7 protein-coding genes are annotated in these 15,873 nt (G+C 46.9%); all 7 read right to left on the reverse strand.

Translation table 11 applies throughout. The features are described 5' to 3' along the window. Position 1 precedes the first annotated feature (1 nt). Entirely contained in the window at positions 2 to 3,184 is a 3,183-nt protein-coding gene (locus AC5RDV_RS02685; RefSeq protein WP_008626480.1) for a SusC/RagA family TonB-linked outer membrane protein, read from the reverse strand. Between the two features lie 20 nt (positions 3,185 to 3,204). Then, positions 3,205 to 4,785, reverse strand: coding sequence for a fasciclin domain-containing protein (locus AC5RDV_RS02690; RefSeq protein WP_282748202.1), 1,581 nt, complete (start codon positions 4,783 to 4,785; stop codon positions 3,205 to 3,207). 16 nt (positions 4,786 to 4,801) lie between these two features. Further along, a complete protein-coding gene (locus AC5RDV_RS02695) occupies positions 4,802 to 6,664 on the reverse strand; it encodes a fasciclin domain-containing protein (protein ID WP_276785969.1) in 1,863 nt (620 codons plus the stop codon). 11 nt (positions 6,665 to 6,675) lie between these two features. Further along, the gene (locus AC5RDV_RS02700; protein ID WP_415957526.1) at positions 6,676 to 8,220 is read right to left on the reverse strand and encodes a RagB/SusD family nutrient uptake outer membrane protein; all 1,545 of its coding nucleotides are present in this window, start codon (positions 8,218 to 8,220) and stop codon (positions 6,676 to 6,678) included. An 8-nt stretch (positions 8,221 to 8,228) separates the two neighbouring features. Beyond that, on the reverse strand, positions 8,229 to 11,528 hold the full coding sequence (locus AC5RDV_RS02705; protein WP_282748204.1) for a SusC/RagA family TonB-linked outer membrane protein: 3,300 nt from the start codon (positions 11,526 to 11,528) through the stop codon (positions 8,229 to 8,231). A gap of 17 nt (positions 11,529 to 11,545) precedes the next feature. Next, a complete protein-coding gene (locus AC5RDV_RS02710) occupies positions 11,546 to 14,173 on the reverse strand; it encodes a hypothetical protein (protein WP_282748205.1) in 2,628 nt (875 codons plus the stop codon). A 1,009-nt stretch (positions 14,174 to 15,182) separates the two neighbouring features. Beyond that, positions 15,183 to 15,866, reverse strand: a complete 684-nt coding sequence (locus AC5RDV_RS02715) for an SGNH/GDSL hydrolase family protein (protein WP_008626488.1) — start codon at positions 15,864 to 15,866, stop codon at positions 15,183 to 15,185. Between the last annotated feature and the right edge of the window lie 7 nt (positions 15,867 to 15,873).

Below are 15,873 nucleotides of genomic sequence, written 5' to 3' on the forward strand. Positions count from 1 at the left end.
ATTATAAATTGATATTCACACCTAATTGGAAAGACCTGGACTGAGGGGTCAATCCTCCGTCAATGCCCTGTTCCAATACAGATGTACTATAAGAAAACTCCGGATCTACACCCAAATATTTCGTCAACGTACAAACGTTGTTCACGGCTGCCCACACGGAAAGGCTTTGAATAAAATTCTGCCGCATCGGGACATGGTAAGTAAGCATCAAACGTTTGAACTTCAAATACGACGCATCTTCTATCCAACGATCCGAAAAGCGTGAGTTCCCCATAGGGTCATCATAAGTAGCACGAGGAATATCCGTTTGCTGCCCATTGGCCATCCATCTGTTTTCCATGGAGACAGACTGGTTATACAAACTCTTTCCCGACTCCAAACTGGCACGCAAGGCATTATAAGCGTCATTCCCCAACGAATAAGTAAACAATGCTCCCAACTCCAGGTTCTTCCATTGGAAATTCAGGTCGAAGTTTCCGTAAATGTCCGGATTCGGATCACCTATTACCACCCGGTCCTCCTCATTGATGATTCCATCCTTTTTCACATCTACGAAGCGTATATCGCCGGCTTGGAAGGGCACGCGCTGTCCAGAAGAAGAAAGAATGGCCAGACCGGCTTCTGCCGCTTCCTGCGAAGTAGAGTAGACCCCGTCCGTAAGATAACCATAAAATACACCAACCGGACGACCGACTTCTGTCAGCACTTGTCCGTCACATACTTCGGTAATGAAACTTCCATTTTCCAAGGATGTCACCTCGTTTTTATAATGTCCGACTGTCGCCCCGATGTTTAATTTAAAGTCACGCATATCCAACGCCCGGACTTTCACGGCTACTTCCAAACCATTATTCTTCAATTCCCCGTTATTGTCCCAAAAGTATTCCAACCCCGCTTCATCGTTCAACGGCCTGCGTGTCACCAAGTCTTTAGTGCGAGAGAAAAAGACATCGGCATTCACAGCCAAACGATTCGAAAACATACTAAAATCCAGACCGATATTGGTTCTTGCCGTTGTTTCCCATTTCAATTTCTCATTGCCGATATTAGCCAAAACCAACCCCGTGGCATCTTTAACAAAAGACGTAGACGTAAAATAACTCCTATTGGCGAAAAGCGGAAGGTTGTCGTTGCCCGACATGGTATAAGCCACACGAACTTTAAGATTATTGACGAAATCCACATTCCGCATGAACTTTTCCGATGAAACCAACCAAGCCCCAGAGACAGACGGGAAATAGCCCCAGGAAACACCAAATAAATCCAATCCTCCGGCTTCGCGGCCAAAACGCGAAGACGTTTCCAAAGACATGCCTACATTGAAAAAGTAACGGTGCCGGTAAGCATAATCCGCATTAAAATACCAAGCCGTGTTCCGGTCCGTATATTCATGACCGGTCAACGTGCGAAGGTCGCTGTTTGTATTGGAAAGCGCGGTCATATAGTCGTTTCCCGTATTATACCCTTGCCCCATGGTATAACGATAATAAGTATTGTAGAAACGGCCTCCTATACGCGCATTCAAATCATGCCGCCAGTCTTTCAGAATCTGCCATGCCAAATAACCGTCCACCGACATAGAGGTCTGCCGGGCCATAAGGTTACGCACTTCATTCAATGCCGTGGCGTAAATCTCTCCCCTATCATTATACAACGGCTCATTGGAAACACCGGCATCCGGGATAAAGAGGTTTTCATTTTCTTTATCATAAGAAATCCCGAATAAAGCGGCAACTTCCAAACGGTCCGTTATCTGATAGCTCGGTCTTAAGTTCAAATTAAAACGATATTTATCCAACTCGGGAACATCTTCGCCTGTCAACGCCAAGGGGTTGCCGACATTCAGTTCGTCGACATCCGTCAAACGCCCGCTGAACGTCCCATTGTCGTTGTACTGCCACGGAGCATACAACGGGGATTTCACCAATGACAGGAAATAAGGCGAACGCATGCCGTCCAATCCTTCAAAGACAACCTTATGCCCTGTTTGCGCATAAGAAATGTCGGTCTGGATTTTAAAATCCTCCGTCAATTTGATATCTGAATTAAAACGTACGTTCAAACGGTTGAAACTCGTTCCGTCTATGTTCCCGTCGTTCTTGGCATATCCCAAGGAAAAACGATACAATGCTATATCATCTCCACCGGCCACCGAAACGCCATAGTTTTGGATAAAAGATGTCTTGTTGATTTCATTCGTCCATTTCGTATCGTTGTGTACCGCACGGTAAAACGAACGGGTCGGGTCGTCATTGGTAAACTGGAATCCCTCAACCTCATCACGTTTCATGCCGGACATGATATCTGTCGCATAACGCCGATAGGCTGCCGCCCCCATCAGAGGCAGACTTTCAAAAGGTGTCTGAAATCCCATTGAAATATTTGCTTCTATCTGGGTGGCCATTTCACGTGCACGTTTCGTGTCTATCAGTACTACGCCGTTTGCCCCCTTGGCTCCCCAGACCGCAGAACCGTTCTTTAAAATCGTGACTTTCTCAATATCCGAAGGGTCAAGCAAGGTCAAAGGGTTATTATAATAATTGTCCACAGCACTGGCTACTTGATCCTGCATCTGCCATATCACGCCATCCACCACGAATAGGGGTTGGGCAGAAAGGTTCACGGAATTATATCCCCTGATAAAGAATGAGGAGCTGCTACCGGGATCCCCCGAGTGGGAAATAGCACGCAACTGGCCGTTTAACAACGATGTCATGTCATCGGTCATGCTCAAAGTTCCGGATGTAAACCCATCCACCACGGCTTCACCGTCCGACACCGACATTCCGTCGTCATAGTACGCATGTCCGGATACCGTAAACAATGACACATCGACTTCATTGCGCCCTTTCACCGGCACGACTTGCCTTGAATATCCGGGTGCCTCTACATAAAGTGCTACCGACAAGTCCGGCACTCCAATCTCATAATTTCCGTTCTCATCCGTCATGGCAGAAACATTCAGGTTAGGGGTCGTCACACGTGCGCCGGCAAATCCCTTTTTCGTCACAGCATCTATTATCCGTCCTTTCACTTTATAGGGCATGTCCGTTTTCTCCGTCCTCACCGAAACACTATCATTTTTTCCCAAATCCTGTGCTACGGCAAGCTCCGACAACACGACAAGTCCCATCACGGCACTTATCACTTTTACTGAATGGTATTTTGATATATTAGTCATCATACTTACGCTTTAATGAGTTTCTAATTATTTTTTGCAGGAACGAACCTGATACGGTCTATCCTAAACCGCCGTACATACTTTACATTCAACTCCGATGGTGACACGTTAGTCTTAATCTCCAATGTTGTCTTCGGGGATATCTCATTCACCTTGTCGGCGTTGTCTTCATCCAAATACCACATTGCATCGTAAAAATCGGAGGTTGGGAATTGATATGCGCTCCACACTTTCACCGTTTTCATATATACATCTCCCACGCTGTCTCCTCCAACAATCAGTTCCTCGTCATTTTTCCCCTGACGGCTTTCATATTTAGTCCTACCGTTTTCCTGTTCCACCTTCATCCTATAAGACAGACAAGTCTTTTCCGTCGCACGGCTGTTGCCGTCAATCGCAGGAGGAACGAAATCGACATAAATATCATATTGGGTAGCCAATACATTGGGAATATCGAATGTCACGCCCGGATTCAAGGAAGACCCGGACACTTCCAGGTAACTGTTTTCACTAATCCCCTTTACCACACTGGTTCCATCCACATCCCGTACATAAGCTGAGGTGCCTGAAGCCGTAACCAAACGCCGGTCAAGGTCTTCCCCTTCCACTATTATAGGCTGGTTCCACACACACGTATCATCCAGATGGAGATTCCCGTCAGCCAAAAACATCAAGCCGTTGGAAGCCGATTCTTGCCGATACCCGGCAAAATAATCTTTCGTATTCCGTATGACGCTTCCGGTTACAGTGACCAACGAATCGGCACTTCCGGGGTCTGTTATCCGACCGCCGAAGGTCAATCCAAACAAAATGGCCTGCCCTGTCTGCACTCTCGTGATAGAATCTGCCACAGCTTCATCGGCATTATAGACTTTGAAATAGGGGCTGACTTGCTCATACGCCTTATCCCAAGCCTCATTGTCCGGCAAGATCATGGTGTAGACGGAATCTTCATCGTGAATCCATCCTATCCCAAAATAATAATCCTGCAACAGCCGGTTATAGTCTTTAAAAACAGAATCCTTCTGATTGCTTTCTCCCGGAACATATATTTTCTCCGAAAACTGGTTTATAAAACCATATATCTTTGAATAATTCTCTTGAGTGGAAATATACTCCCAAAAGTTATAACGATAAGGGATCGTGTCGTTCAACTTGTGCAAGACTCCGTTTTGTGCCAATATATCCTTCTGCACAATGGAGATGCCGTTGAATACATCTGCCGACTCGTACGACATGACCTTTCCATCCAACATGTATATGGACTTCCCGGCTTCTGTCGCAGTCGAATTGGAATAACGGGCTATGTGGTTCTTTACCATCCGTTGCAACGCTGCCTCGTCATCCATGTCCACAGAAGACAGTGCTTCATCGACAGGTGCCCAAACCGTGTAAGTCTGTGTCGAACCCAACAAAGAGTCCGCACCCGTCTTCATCAGGATTTGACTGAACTTGGTCAACTGGCTATCATTAAGAATCATATCCATTAAACTTACCTCAGGGATGCTTCCGTTACGGCTGTAATGTTCATCCCAATCATCGTTACAAGAAACGATTGAACCTCCGATGCCTAATATCAGGCAAATTATACCTTTATATCTCATACGCCCATTTCCTTATTTAATCACGTCCTTCATCCCTAATCATATCCGTAGGAATAAATTCAATATAGTCTAATTGAAAACCACGCCCCTTAAAGTCCACACTCCTTGCACGGAACGTATGCGCTCCATATTCCTCAAAGTGATACTGTCCCACGATGTAACGCAAAGCAAAACTTACGTCGCGCATGGGCACATTGTCCCATCCTCCGTGCCAATACCATAGAGCTTCCGGTGCTTTCATGTATCCCCGGTTGCGCATCATCTTGTCATTCTCTACCCCGTCGTCATTGGTTTCGCTGTCCTTTACCCAACCCACGCGAGGGTCATCGCCGTTGATTCTCAAATCCACAGGAGTACCTGCAATATTCCCGTCCACATACATCTGCCCCATTCCACGCGTACCGCCGGAGTTATAACCGATACGCATTTCATAGTCACCGGGAGGCAACGGAATCATACGCAACGTAAAATCATAGCTTTCCTGCATCACCAATTCGTCCCCTTGATAATCGGCCCAAGAATCTTCTGCCTGAAACACACAAACTCCCGCATCATTATAAGTGAAATACTCTCCACAGAATTCAGGCGTCACCGTATATCCGCTTGTACCCTCCGGGCGCGTACTGCTATAACACTTCCAACGTATATTGTTGTTCGTCAGATGAGGTATGCAAGCAAAGAAGTCGAAACGGATTCTTTCATGCAGCACATCCTTCTCCATGACTTCTTCGTCATATACCAATATGCCGTCCAAAGTATGTATGAAACCGTTGATCGCATCTACGTTGCTTTCCTTCTCAATCACCCTTAACGAAGTATTATCGCTGTTTTTGGCATTGAGCCTGTTGCCGGCCTTGATTTTTATCAAACGATAAGTGTACATCGTCTCATAATACTCCGTCCGTTCATTGGCATAATCGGGATTAGTCGTTTCACCCGTGTATAAAAACGAGTTGGTGGCCATTTGGCGGTTCAGCATGTGATAGGCTATAAAACGGTTCAAAGGATTGTTTTTGCTTTTATAGTTTCCCAAATCTTCCGAACCATAATACGTCCTGGCATAATTCTCCATGCTGGAAAGGTCCGTTATCCCATTTTGTTTCAGCAGTTCATCCGGCTCACAAAACAACGTATAACCTAACTTCAGTTTTTCCGGCACAGCCAATACCAACCCGATTATCTGGTACCGATCCGTATTAAAACTATTCACATAATCAGGGTCATAAAGCTCCGTCATTTCATCCGCCCAACCGGAAGCCTCGTAGGCTTCGGCCCAAAGTTCAAACCCTCCGTGTGCCTTCAGCGTCTCCAACAAAGTCTTCTCGGAAGGTTCGATAACTTCATCTACAATATGGACAACCCCGTTATGCACTTCGTGGTCCCCACTGATAAGCGTAGACTTTTCATTGACGTAAATACGCCGTTCTTCCCCTTCCTTACCGAAGGATATAAGTAAATACCGGTCTGACAACGTGGGTTCAGACAATGCGCCTTCTTCAAATTCATCCACTAAGATTTCTTTGGTCGCATTACGTATGACACTGTTATAGACAATCTTCTGCTTCTGTTCCGAACTCAGGCCGTCCCATGACAGGCCCTTTTCTGTCAGATATTTATTAATCGCATCATTCGTAGGCGCAAAACAGGTAAAATGCCCGTACACTTCCAACAAAGCCGTTTCCCCACACTCATCCATTAGTTTATAGAAGAGGGACAACTCCGGAGTCTTCTCACAGAACGAAGCCACAGTCTCTCCCGTAAAAGTGTACATCGCATCTTCCTTGATATCATCGCTGTTGCAGGATGACAGACCGCCGACACAAGCAAACAGCAAACCCACTGCGCATGCTTTAATGGCTGACAAATATCTTTTATCCATATCCATAATTTTCAGTTTTTAGAAATATCTTCAGAAGCCATATAAAACCTATTTTGTACCAACAATGGATTCACCCGAAGCTCCTCTTCGTGAATAGGAAGGTAAATGGCATCCTTATCGTCAAGTTTACTTCTCACAGTTGTCTCGTCCAAACTCATAGACGTATATTTGCGCATCAAATAAGTATTTACGATATTCGTGGGAGACCCTTCCCTGCGCATACGCCGCACAAGGTCGAAATAGCGCTTCCCTTCAAAAAGGAACTCACGCTGACGTTCGTCGAAGACCAGGTTACGGACTTCCGACTGGTTCGTGTATTTCCCTTTCAAACTGCCTTCCTCCAAGTCCGGATGGGCACGGTCATAGGTATATGAAACCAAGTCCACGGCCTCTTCCAGATTGGCGGCACCACCGATTTCAGCCAATGCTTCGGCCTTCATCAGGTAGACATCCGGAAGCCTGTAAAAAATCCAGTTGTTCGACCCGTCCCCAAAGCTGAACAGCGGGTTTTCATAATCCTGTGCACTGCAATATGCCACATATTTTTTTATGGAATACAAGCCATCGCCAGCATATCCTTGTACGTGCCTTAAATCCAGTCCTCCGAAGAAATCCGAACCGGCACTCAAATCGTAGGCCGACAACAACGCATTCACGTCCGTTCCTCCGTAAAAAGTCCGGACCGCCCCGTTCTGCGTATTATTATCGAACTGCAATTCCCAAATACTTTCATCCGAGTTTCCACTGTAAAACAAAGCATTAGAGAAATTGGACGAAGGCAACAAAGTCAGGGGATTATCCCTCGATGCCAATATCTTATCACAGTAAGCCACGCAGTTCTCATAATCATTCAACCATAAATACATGTCGGCCAGTAAAGCCCAAACCGCCTTTTGTGTAACCCTACCTTTATTATAACCGTCATTGTCCGGATATTCTTTCACCGCAAAGTCTTCTATGGACTTCAAATCGGTAATCAAAGTATCCAAAATACTTTCACAAGAAGATTGTGCCACCTCATAAGCACGCGTATCATCAAGGTAAGGCTCCTCCACGTATGGGACATTATTAAACGCCCGCACCAAAGTGAAATAACAAAAGGCACGTATGGTCTTGGCTTCTGCCAAATATTGCTTCAGATGAGCCTCCGTGAAATCAGAATCATACTCACGTACCACAGGAGCATTCTTGATTAAGGTATTGCAGATATTTATCACGGTATATACCTCGCCCCATTTTACGTATCCGTTAGCGGCGTTGATATTGGCATTTAAGATATACCCCAAATCGGTATCCGAACCCGTCCCCGGCACTACATTGTCCGAACGGACTTCTCCCCACACGATAAGCCGCCTCATAAAGCCGTCTTCGTTCATCGCCCTGTAACAAGCCCCGACTCCACTCAGCACGTCCTGCTCATCTTTCCAAAAATCCTCTGCCACCATTTCCGACTGGGGCAGCAAAGTAAACCAATCGTCACAAGCCACTGTCATTCCCAAAACAGGAAGCAAGAATAAAGCACGTATTTTCAAAAAAAACTTTTTCATTTCTACCATTTTTTAAGTTAAATGCCCACCGTTAAACCGAAGGTAAAGTAACGCGAACGCGGAGTCCTGTTCTTATCCTCGCTCACTCCTATATTATTAGGTGATATTTCCGGATCTGCCCCCGTATATTTGGTCACGGTCAAGAGGTTATTCAAGGTCAAAGACAAGTTCAACGTATTCAGATGAGCCTTTTTCAACATCTTCGGATCGAAAGAATAGCTCAACGTCAACTGTTTGAAACGCAGGAACGAACCATCTTCCACAAAACGGTCACTGCCCAGATAGTTATAACCGTACTGATAAAGCGCACGGGGAATTTCCGTCATGTCGCCATCCTTGCGCCAACGCCAGTTCGTTGCGATGGACTGGTTATTGGTGGAGTACATGTTTTCTGCATCCATGCGCCCGTAATTGATGATTTTTCCACCTACACGGTAATTGAAGAACATGTTCAATGTCAGTCGCTTCCAACGCAACGTCGCTCCAAATCCCCCGTCAAACTTCGGATTGGAATTACCCAGATACACGATATCCAGTTCGTCTATGGTACCGTCATGGTTGACATCTTCATAAATGGCATCTCCTCCACGGAAACGGTAAGCATTTGAAGTCCCGTAGGCAAAATACATGGGGATGGTTTCCCCTTTTCCGTCCAAGACCACATTTCCATTCTCGTCGCGTACGACCGGAGCCGTAGCGTTTGGATTATCGGGCTGATATTTATCATATTGGTATACGCCTTTATACTTGAAGCCATATATGGAACCGAAAGAGTTGTTAATCTGCAAGCGGGTCAAGTATCCTCCATTGGTATAGTTGAAATCCGGATTGTAATTATTCAGCACATTCTCGTCCAACTCAATGATGGTATTCACATAATTGGAGAAGTTAAGGCTCAAGTCCAAAGCCCAGTCTCCACGCTTCACCATGTTATTGGTACTGAACTCCAACTCCCAACCGTCGTTGTCCATCGTTCCCGCATTGACATACGACACCGACCCGAATCCGGTGGAAGAAGGAATCTTCTGGTCCTTAAACAACAAATCTTCCGTACGGCGATGGTAGACATTGGCCACCAGTTTGTAACGCCAGTCGAACAAGGTCAGGTCCACGCCCAAGTTATAAGAAGTAGAACGCTCCCATTTCAAGTTCGTCAGTTGCAATGAAGAGGGCTTGATGGCGGGCAAGTCGATATAATTCGAACCGTAACTGTTGTAGCGGCTTAAATACAAATATTCATAATCCGGCCGGTTACCCGTCACGCCCCAACCCAAACGTAAGGCAAACTCAGACATCCAGTTGTCGGCAAAGTCCATGAATTTCTCTTCGGAAATAAGCCACTTTCCGGAAACAGCCGGGAAAAATCCCCACCGATTGCCGGGGCCGAAGCGGGAACTGCCGTCCCAACGGGCGGTCAAGTCCAGAATATAACGGTCCAACAGGAAATAATGCCCACGGAACAGGAAGGCCATGTTGCGCCCTTCGCTCTTCCCACTGTTAAACGTATTCAAGTGTCCCTCGGAAGTCACATCCGTCCCCACAGTAGAAGCCAAACCGTACCGTTCAAACTCCTGGTACTGGGAGTTTGATATATCCATCTGCCAACCGGCATACAACATCAAAGACTGCCGCTCCCCGAGGTCCGGTTGCCAAGTGATATTATGGTCTGTATAAATGGATACGGCCTCAGACTCCTTACTATAAGACTTGTTCACGCTTCCATCGTTCCAGTTCTTGGACGTGGTTTCACGTGGCAGGAACTTCGTATCCTTCACGTTCTCCGAATCGAACTTGACATAACCGGCATAACGCAGCTTGGCGGTGCCCGCCGGATCCAGGAAATCATACTGCAAACGTAATGTCGGCATGATACGCATGTTCGTCTGTTGGTACGAAGCCAAGTATGCCATCGCTACAGGGTTCTTCAAATCCCTTTGGTCGTCATTCAACTGGGTATTTTGCGCGATATTAAAATAGACATCCGTATTGTTCCCGTTCTTGTCTTGCCGGAAGACAGAAGCGTTTGGCATCTTCTTACGGGCGATGTCCAACAGGTTTCCGCCCTCCTCATTGTTCTTGTCATTGTCCGTGTAAGTGATGGCAAATTCCGTAAAGAACTTCAGACGGGAGGACACGGCATACTCCAAGTTCATCCGGTTGGAAAAGCGGTGCAGCTCCTGCCCGATGATGGTACCCGTCTGCTTGTAGTATCCGAAAGAAGCCCTGAACTTCGCCTTTTCACCTCCTCCGCTGACCGAAAGGTTATGGTCGTGCGTAAACCCGTACTTGGAAACCTCATCCACCCAATCCGTATTGTTGTTGAAGTTCTCGAAGTCCTGGGCTGTCCCGTACGCATTCACAAACTGCGCCTTGTCGTAACTATATTCCGGGATATTGCAATCTTCCTGGTTCCGGTTGAAGTAAGCCTGCTTCATCAGCATCGTATAATCGTCGCCATTCAGCAATTTGGTGCCTTCAGGCTGCTCCGACCCCGAGAAACGGTAAGAATAACTCACCCGTGTAGGTCCCGTCACACCTTTTTTCGTCGTAATATCAATCACACCATTGGCTCCGCGAGACCCCCAGATAGCTGCTGCCGCACCGTCCTTCAACACCGTAATCTCTTCTATATCGTCCGGACTGATGCACAGTAAGGAAGCAAATTGTTCCTGGTCGGCCGAAGCGAAATCGAAAGAAGCGTCGATATTGCTTTCAAAGGGGATACCATTCAACAGAATCAAAGGTTGCGAATTGGAATTGATGGAAGTGATACCACGGATACGCATCACGGAACCACTGCCCAAGTCTCCCGAGTTCGCCACAATGTCCAGTCCGGCAATACGCCCCTGCAAGGCATCGTCGATGGAAGCCACAGACACCCCTTCGATAGCTTTCGTGTTAAACTTCTGCATGGCTCCGGAATATTCCCGTTCCGGTATGGCCAAACCGCCTCCTCCCACTAATTTGGAGGCTTTCACAGTGACTTCCTTCATCACGTTCTGCGATTCCAGTTTCACATCGAACCTGCGTTTGTTCCCTATGGGCAAGGTCAATTTCTTATACCCGACAAAAGAAAAATTCAAGGAGTTGTTGGGGTTCTTGATCTTCAAAGAGAAGTTCCCGTTGAAATCGGTCAAAGCCGAAGAGTAAATACGGCCATTCTTGTCTTGTTCTATCACGGTAGCCCCGATAAAGCCTTCAGGTTCGTCTTCCGCATACACCTTTCCGGTCACTATCACGCCTCCGTTTTGGGCAAACAGCCCATTGTGAAAGAAAAGCAATGCAAACCACAATAATATAGCATATACCTTATTCATAATCTTTTATTTAAAGTCTATTTTTGATAATTAATCGCATGGTCCACCAAATGCAATACAGCTTTTGACGAAGATAAGATTTGAGTGGCCAACGTATAGTCGTTGTCGTTCACGATATAGTCACGGGTCAATACATTATAATCCTCTTGATTCGATGTGATGACCTTGGCTTGTTGTTTTTCTCCGTTCCCGTTTTCCGGCTCGAAAGTGATGCCGCTACCGTCACTGCTCGCTTTGACATACACAAAGATTCCCTTATCATCCCGCGCGGCGGTCGGATAAGCCTTGCCTTGGTAAGAAACTCCGCTCACCGGCAACATGCCGTCTATAAAATGGAAGCGCAGGAAGTTCAACAAGTAGCGTGTCCAATCTGCTTTCACATCCAAATCCGCCTGGGCACTGATTTCGTCCCATGTATGCAGGTCGGGGTCGTCACGGAAAGCCTCTTCCAAGGCAGCACGCGTAGGCACCAACACGGTATAGCGGAAATTATTAAAGGAAGTCACTACCGGTCCTATGCCGGACATCTTGCTGTTCTCCCCCTCGGAAGTCTCAAAAATCGGCTCTATGTCTTTATAGTCTTCGTTATCGGCCAAAGACAAAAAGACATCGTCATTCCCGACCAACAAATCAAAAAATGCACGATAATCTTCATTGGCAGTCATCGTATAATAGACCGACTTGAAAGGGTCCTGCAATATCCGGTCGATAAAGAATGTACGGCCATTGTCCATCTCATACCGTGCTTTCCTGTGGTCTTTCTCCAAAGTAACAACCTCTGCCTCAGGCAACCCTAATTCCATGTCACCGCCTCCTTGGACTTTCACCTGCTCGCCTGTTCCGGAAAGCGCGAGCACGGAGCCGCCCTTTGTCAGCACATACGGCAAAGTGCCCTCATCGATGAAACCGGAAAGCGGTTCGTCTTCATTATCGGCCACCACGATGTGCATGTCCAATATGTCTTGCAAGCGGTTGGCGACCTCTTCTGCCCCTTCCGTATCCAAGGCATCAGCCCCGACTGTCCGCAAAAGGGTTCCTTTCGAGCCGTCTTCGTTCGTGTCGTACACGTCCGCAACGACCTTTCCCATCTTCACATAAAAAGACCAGATTTCCCGCTTGTCTACTCCTTCATTCGCCCAAAGCGCCCACGTGATGGGATCCCGGTAGTTCGCCATGGCATCGTCTGTCGGGACAAGCAAGTTGTATTGGTTATCCATGGAGCGCAGGTAAAGGTGGTATTTCAGGTTGTTCACGTCATCCATGTCATCATTTTTAATGGCCGCAGACATGGTGGTTGTCGTGTCGGCCGTCAACACCGGACCGTACACGGCCTGATAATCCACGGGCGGATAAACCTTATCCGTCATATACACGATACCGTTGCATGCGATGTATGCCTTTTGTACATCCTCTTCCTTCACGGACATCTCAAAACCGGCATTATCCGTCATGATATCCCAATTATGAGGCAAGGAAGTCAAGAAGGACAAACGCTGATGGTTTTGCAGGAAAACCGAAATGACATTCGTAGGCACCTCGTCCCATCCGGCGTAAGAATCCCGTAAGAACTGTCCGCGCGGAGATTCCCAATAATCTTTCATGGCCGCGTCGGAAGGGACGAACATGACACCCATGTCCGTATTCCCGCCATACACATTATTCGACGGGTCGAAAGCCAATGTCCCGTAACCCGTAATATCCACCTTGCCCTCCGGGTCGGAAGAAAAATCCGTCAGGTTAAAGTAACGCTTCACAAACACGGAATCACTGATATTCCCCGCCCCGTAATAAGCCTTCACGGCATCGTCCACGCTCCCGTCATAATACGGATAAGCAAACTTTTCCATCAGGCCGGCAAAAGTGTTCATCTCCACCGTCGAATTGATCACTTCCGACATATTGGGAGCGGGAGCCACTACGTCGTCCGCAATATGCAAATAACCGTTCTTGCAGGTCACGTCCTTCCGATTGGACTCCACATGCGCGTCATTCACATAAAATCCCTGAGTATCATAGGGCTTGTCTCTCTCTCCTTTCATGATTACCGCCCAATCGGATTCTGTCAGGCCGGAAGTCGAAAAGAATTCCGGTGTCCAATATAATGCCATTTTAGAACCGTTGTCAGCCAAATAAGCTCCCTTGCGTTCGCGGAAACGATTCCAAAAAGCAGTCTTCGGCAACGCGTCCGGCTTCACAAAAGAAATACTGTCTAAATAAGAGGCAGACGTTGCACGCCTCAAAGCGATGCCTTCCCCAATCCCCTGGTCGTTTGAAGAAACATTGGCCAACATGTGACTCAAGTAAGTCATATTCAGCATAGAGGAATTGAACAAATAACGCTTTTCCGAAGCCGACATCTTGTGAATCAGTGCCGGCCCGTCGCCTGTAAGTCCCTTTGAAAGGAAATAACGGGAAAAAGCCTCGTCATTAGCCGGAAACATGGTCTTACTCCCTGTAAGCCTCAAGGTCTCCTTATATCCCAAATCGTTCACTAACGCCAAATAGCAGTCAAACTGTCCGCTCGACTCCAAATATTCATAAATATTGGCACCTAACCAACTCGGCTCCTCATTATCGTAAATATAGTCATCCTTGCATGAATTCAACAAAGGAAAGCCTAACACGATGTATAGGCACCACCTCATGACCTGCTTTACATTTCTTTCCGCATGCATCTGTTTAGTATTAGAGATTTATACTTTTTAATATTTCACACCGCCTACTTTTCTTCCTTTCGGCAATACAAATTTAGCGGATATTAGGTCATTTGGAAATAGACAGATGCATCAAAATTTAAAAAATACAGTTCATAGCAGCAACAAACACCCGTATCGGCCCCGTCATAACGCAAATAATACCGTATGAGAATTAAATGTTTCTCTTTTAGCTCTCATGAGTGTGTCATTTACACTTTACAACAAAAGAGCGCGAATCGTTTAGTTCTTTTAACGGTTCCATCGTTTTTCATTTTCTTCTGCTCCGGCAAATACACGCGCCGTCTCCTTATCATCTGCCAAATATCACAACGTCATCCTTTTCGAGTTCCGGCAGACAAAATGAAAGGAGAACAGGACTTATTGGAATAAAGAAAAGCACGGCATAAAGCTGTTCCATACGTTTTCCTGCACATTCTTGAATACAGATTTTTACAATTCAGGCTCTATTTTTTATTTTGTTAAGCAAAATTGCGAATCAATCTCAGCCAAACGAAAAACCGTTTGGCTGAAAAAACACTTTTTTTCTCCGCACGTCATTCCGGCAACCTCTGCACACCGGCTGAAAAACGGCCTGAAAACGGGACACAAACGTACGCTTCCGGGGCATTTTTCCTCTATTTGGGACATTTCCGTCGACAAAAAACAAATATCAAGATGACGGAAAAACACCGCCATACGTTTACACCTCAACCATTCACACGCGGTAAAATCAGGCATCCGGAAGACTCCGTGACAAGCCAAAGCCGCATATCGCTGACCATACGCTTCCACCTCCTTGCACGAGAATCGAATATTTCCAGAAGACTCCGGCCGAGGGGACGGATACAGCAATCTCGCCCCCCTGACATTGACATTCTGACAAAATGAAAATCCGGTTCCCATGCCCCAAAAAGGACATGAGAACCGGACGCTTATAAAAATAACCTTTACTACCGCTCTACTTCGTCTTCGGCAAAGCCTCCTCCACGACTTTGGCCACTTGCCGGGCCAAGGCATCGAATCCGGCATCCACGGGATGCGTTCCGTCTCCCCCGGCATAATATTCGGGATGGTCTGCCACAACGCTCCACAAGTCGTTGACCTCGATGCCCTGCGACTTCACATATTCCGTCGCGATGGCATTACGGGCCTTCATACGCTCCGTGATAGGGGCAAACTCCTTCATCCCTTCACCTTGCCGTACCGGCGTGATTGTGGCCCAAATTAGTTTGGCATCGGGCGCATACTTCCTGAGCAACGCCACATACTCGGGAAAAGCTTTTGCATACTCTTCCTCCGTATAATCAAAACCGTGCAGGCCGTTGTTGAAATGAATCACGTCGAAGTGGTTGTGCTTCAGTATGGCCTCCACCTCGTCGAGCAAGGCAGGGTCGCCCACACTCTTCGAACCGGAAAGCCGCCCCACGTAGGCTTTGCCTTCCAACAACTTTTCGACTTTGGGGTGATACCCTCTCGTGATGGAGTTGCCGAGCAACAGGACGTGAGGCTTGTCCGTCTGGTTGGCACCCGTCAACCAGACATCGGACCATTCGATGTATTCGCGGGCAATATGTTCCTGTGCCCCGGCGGGAACGCAGAAACACATAAGGCCACTTAAAATTATCGAAAACAATGCTTTCATGACCGGT

The sequence above is a fragment of the Paraprevotella sp. genome, from assembly GCF_986071375.1.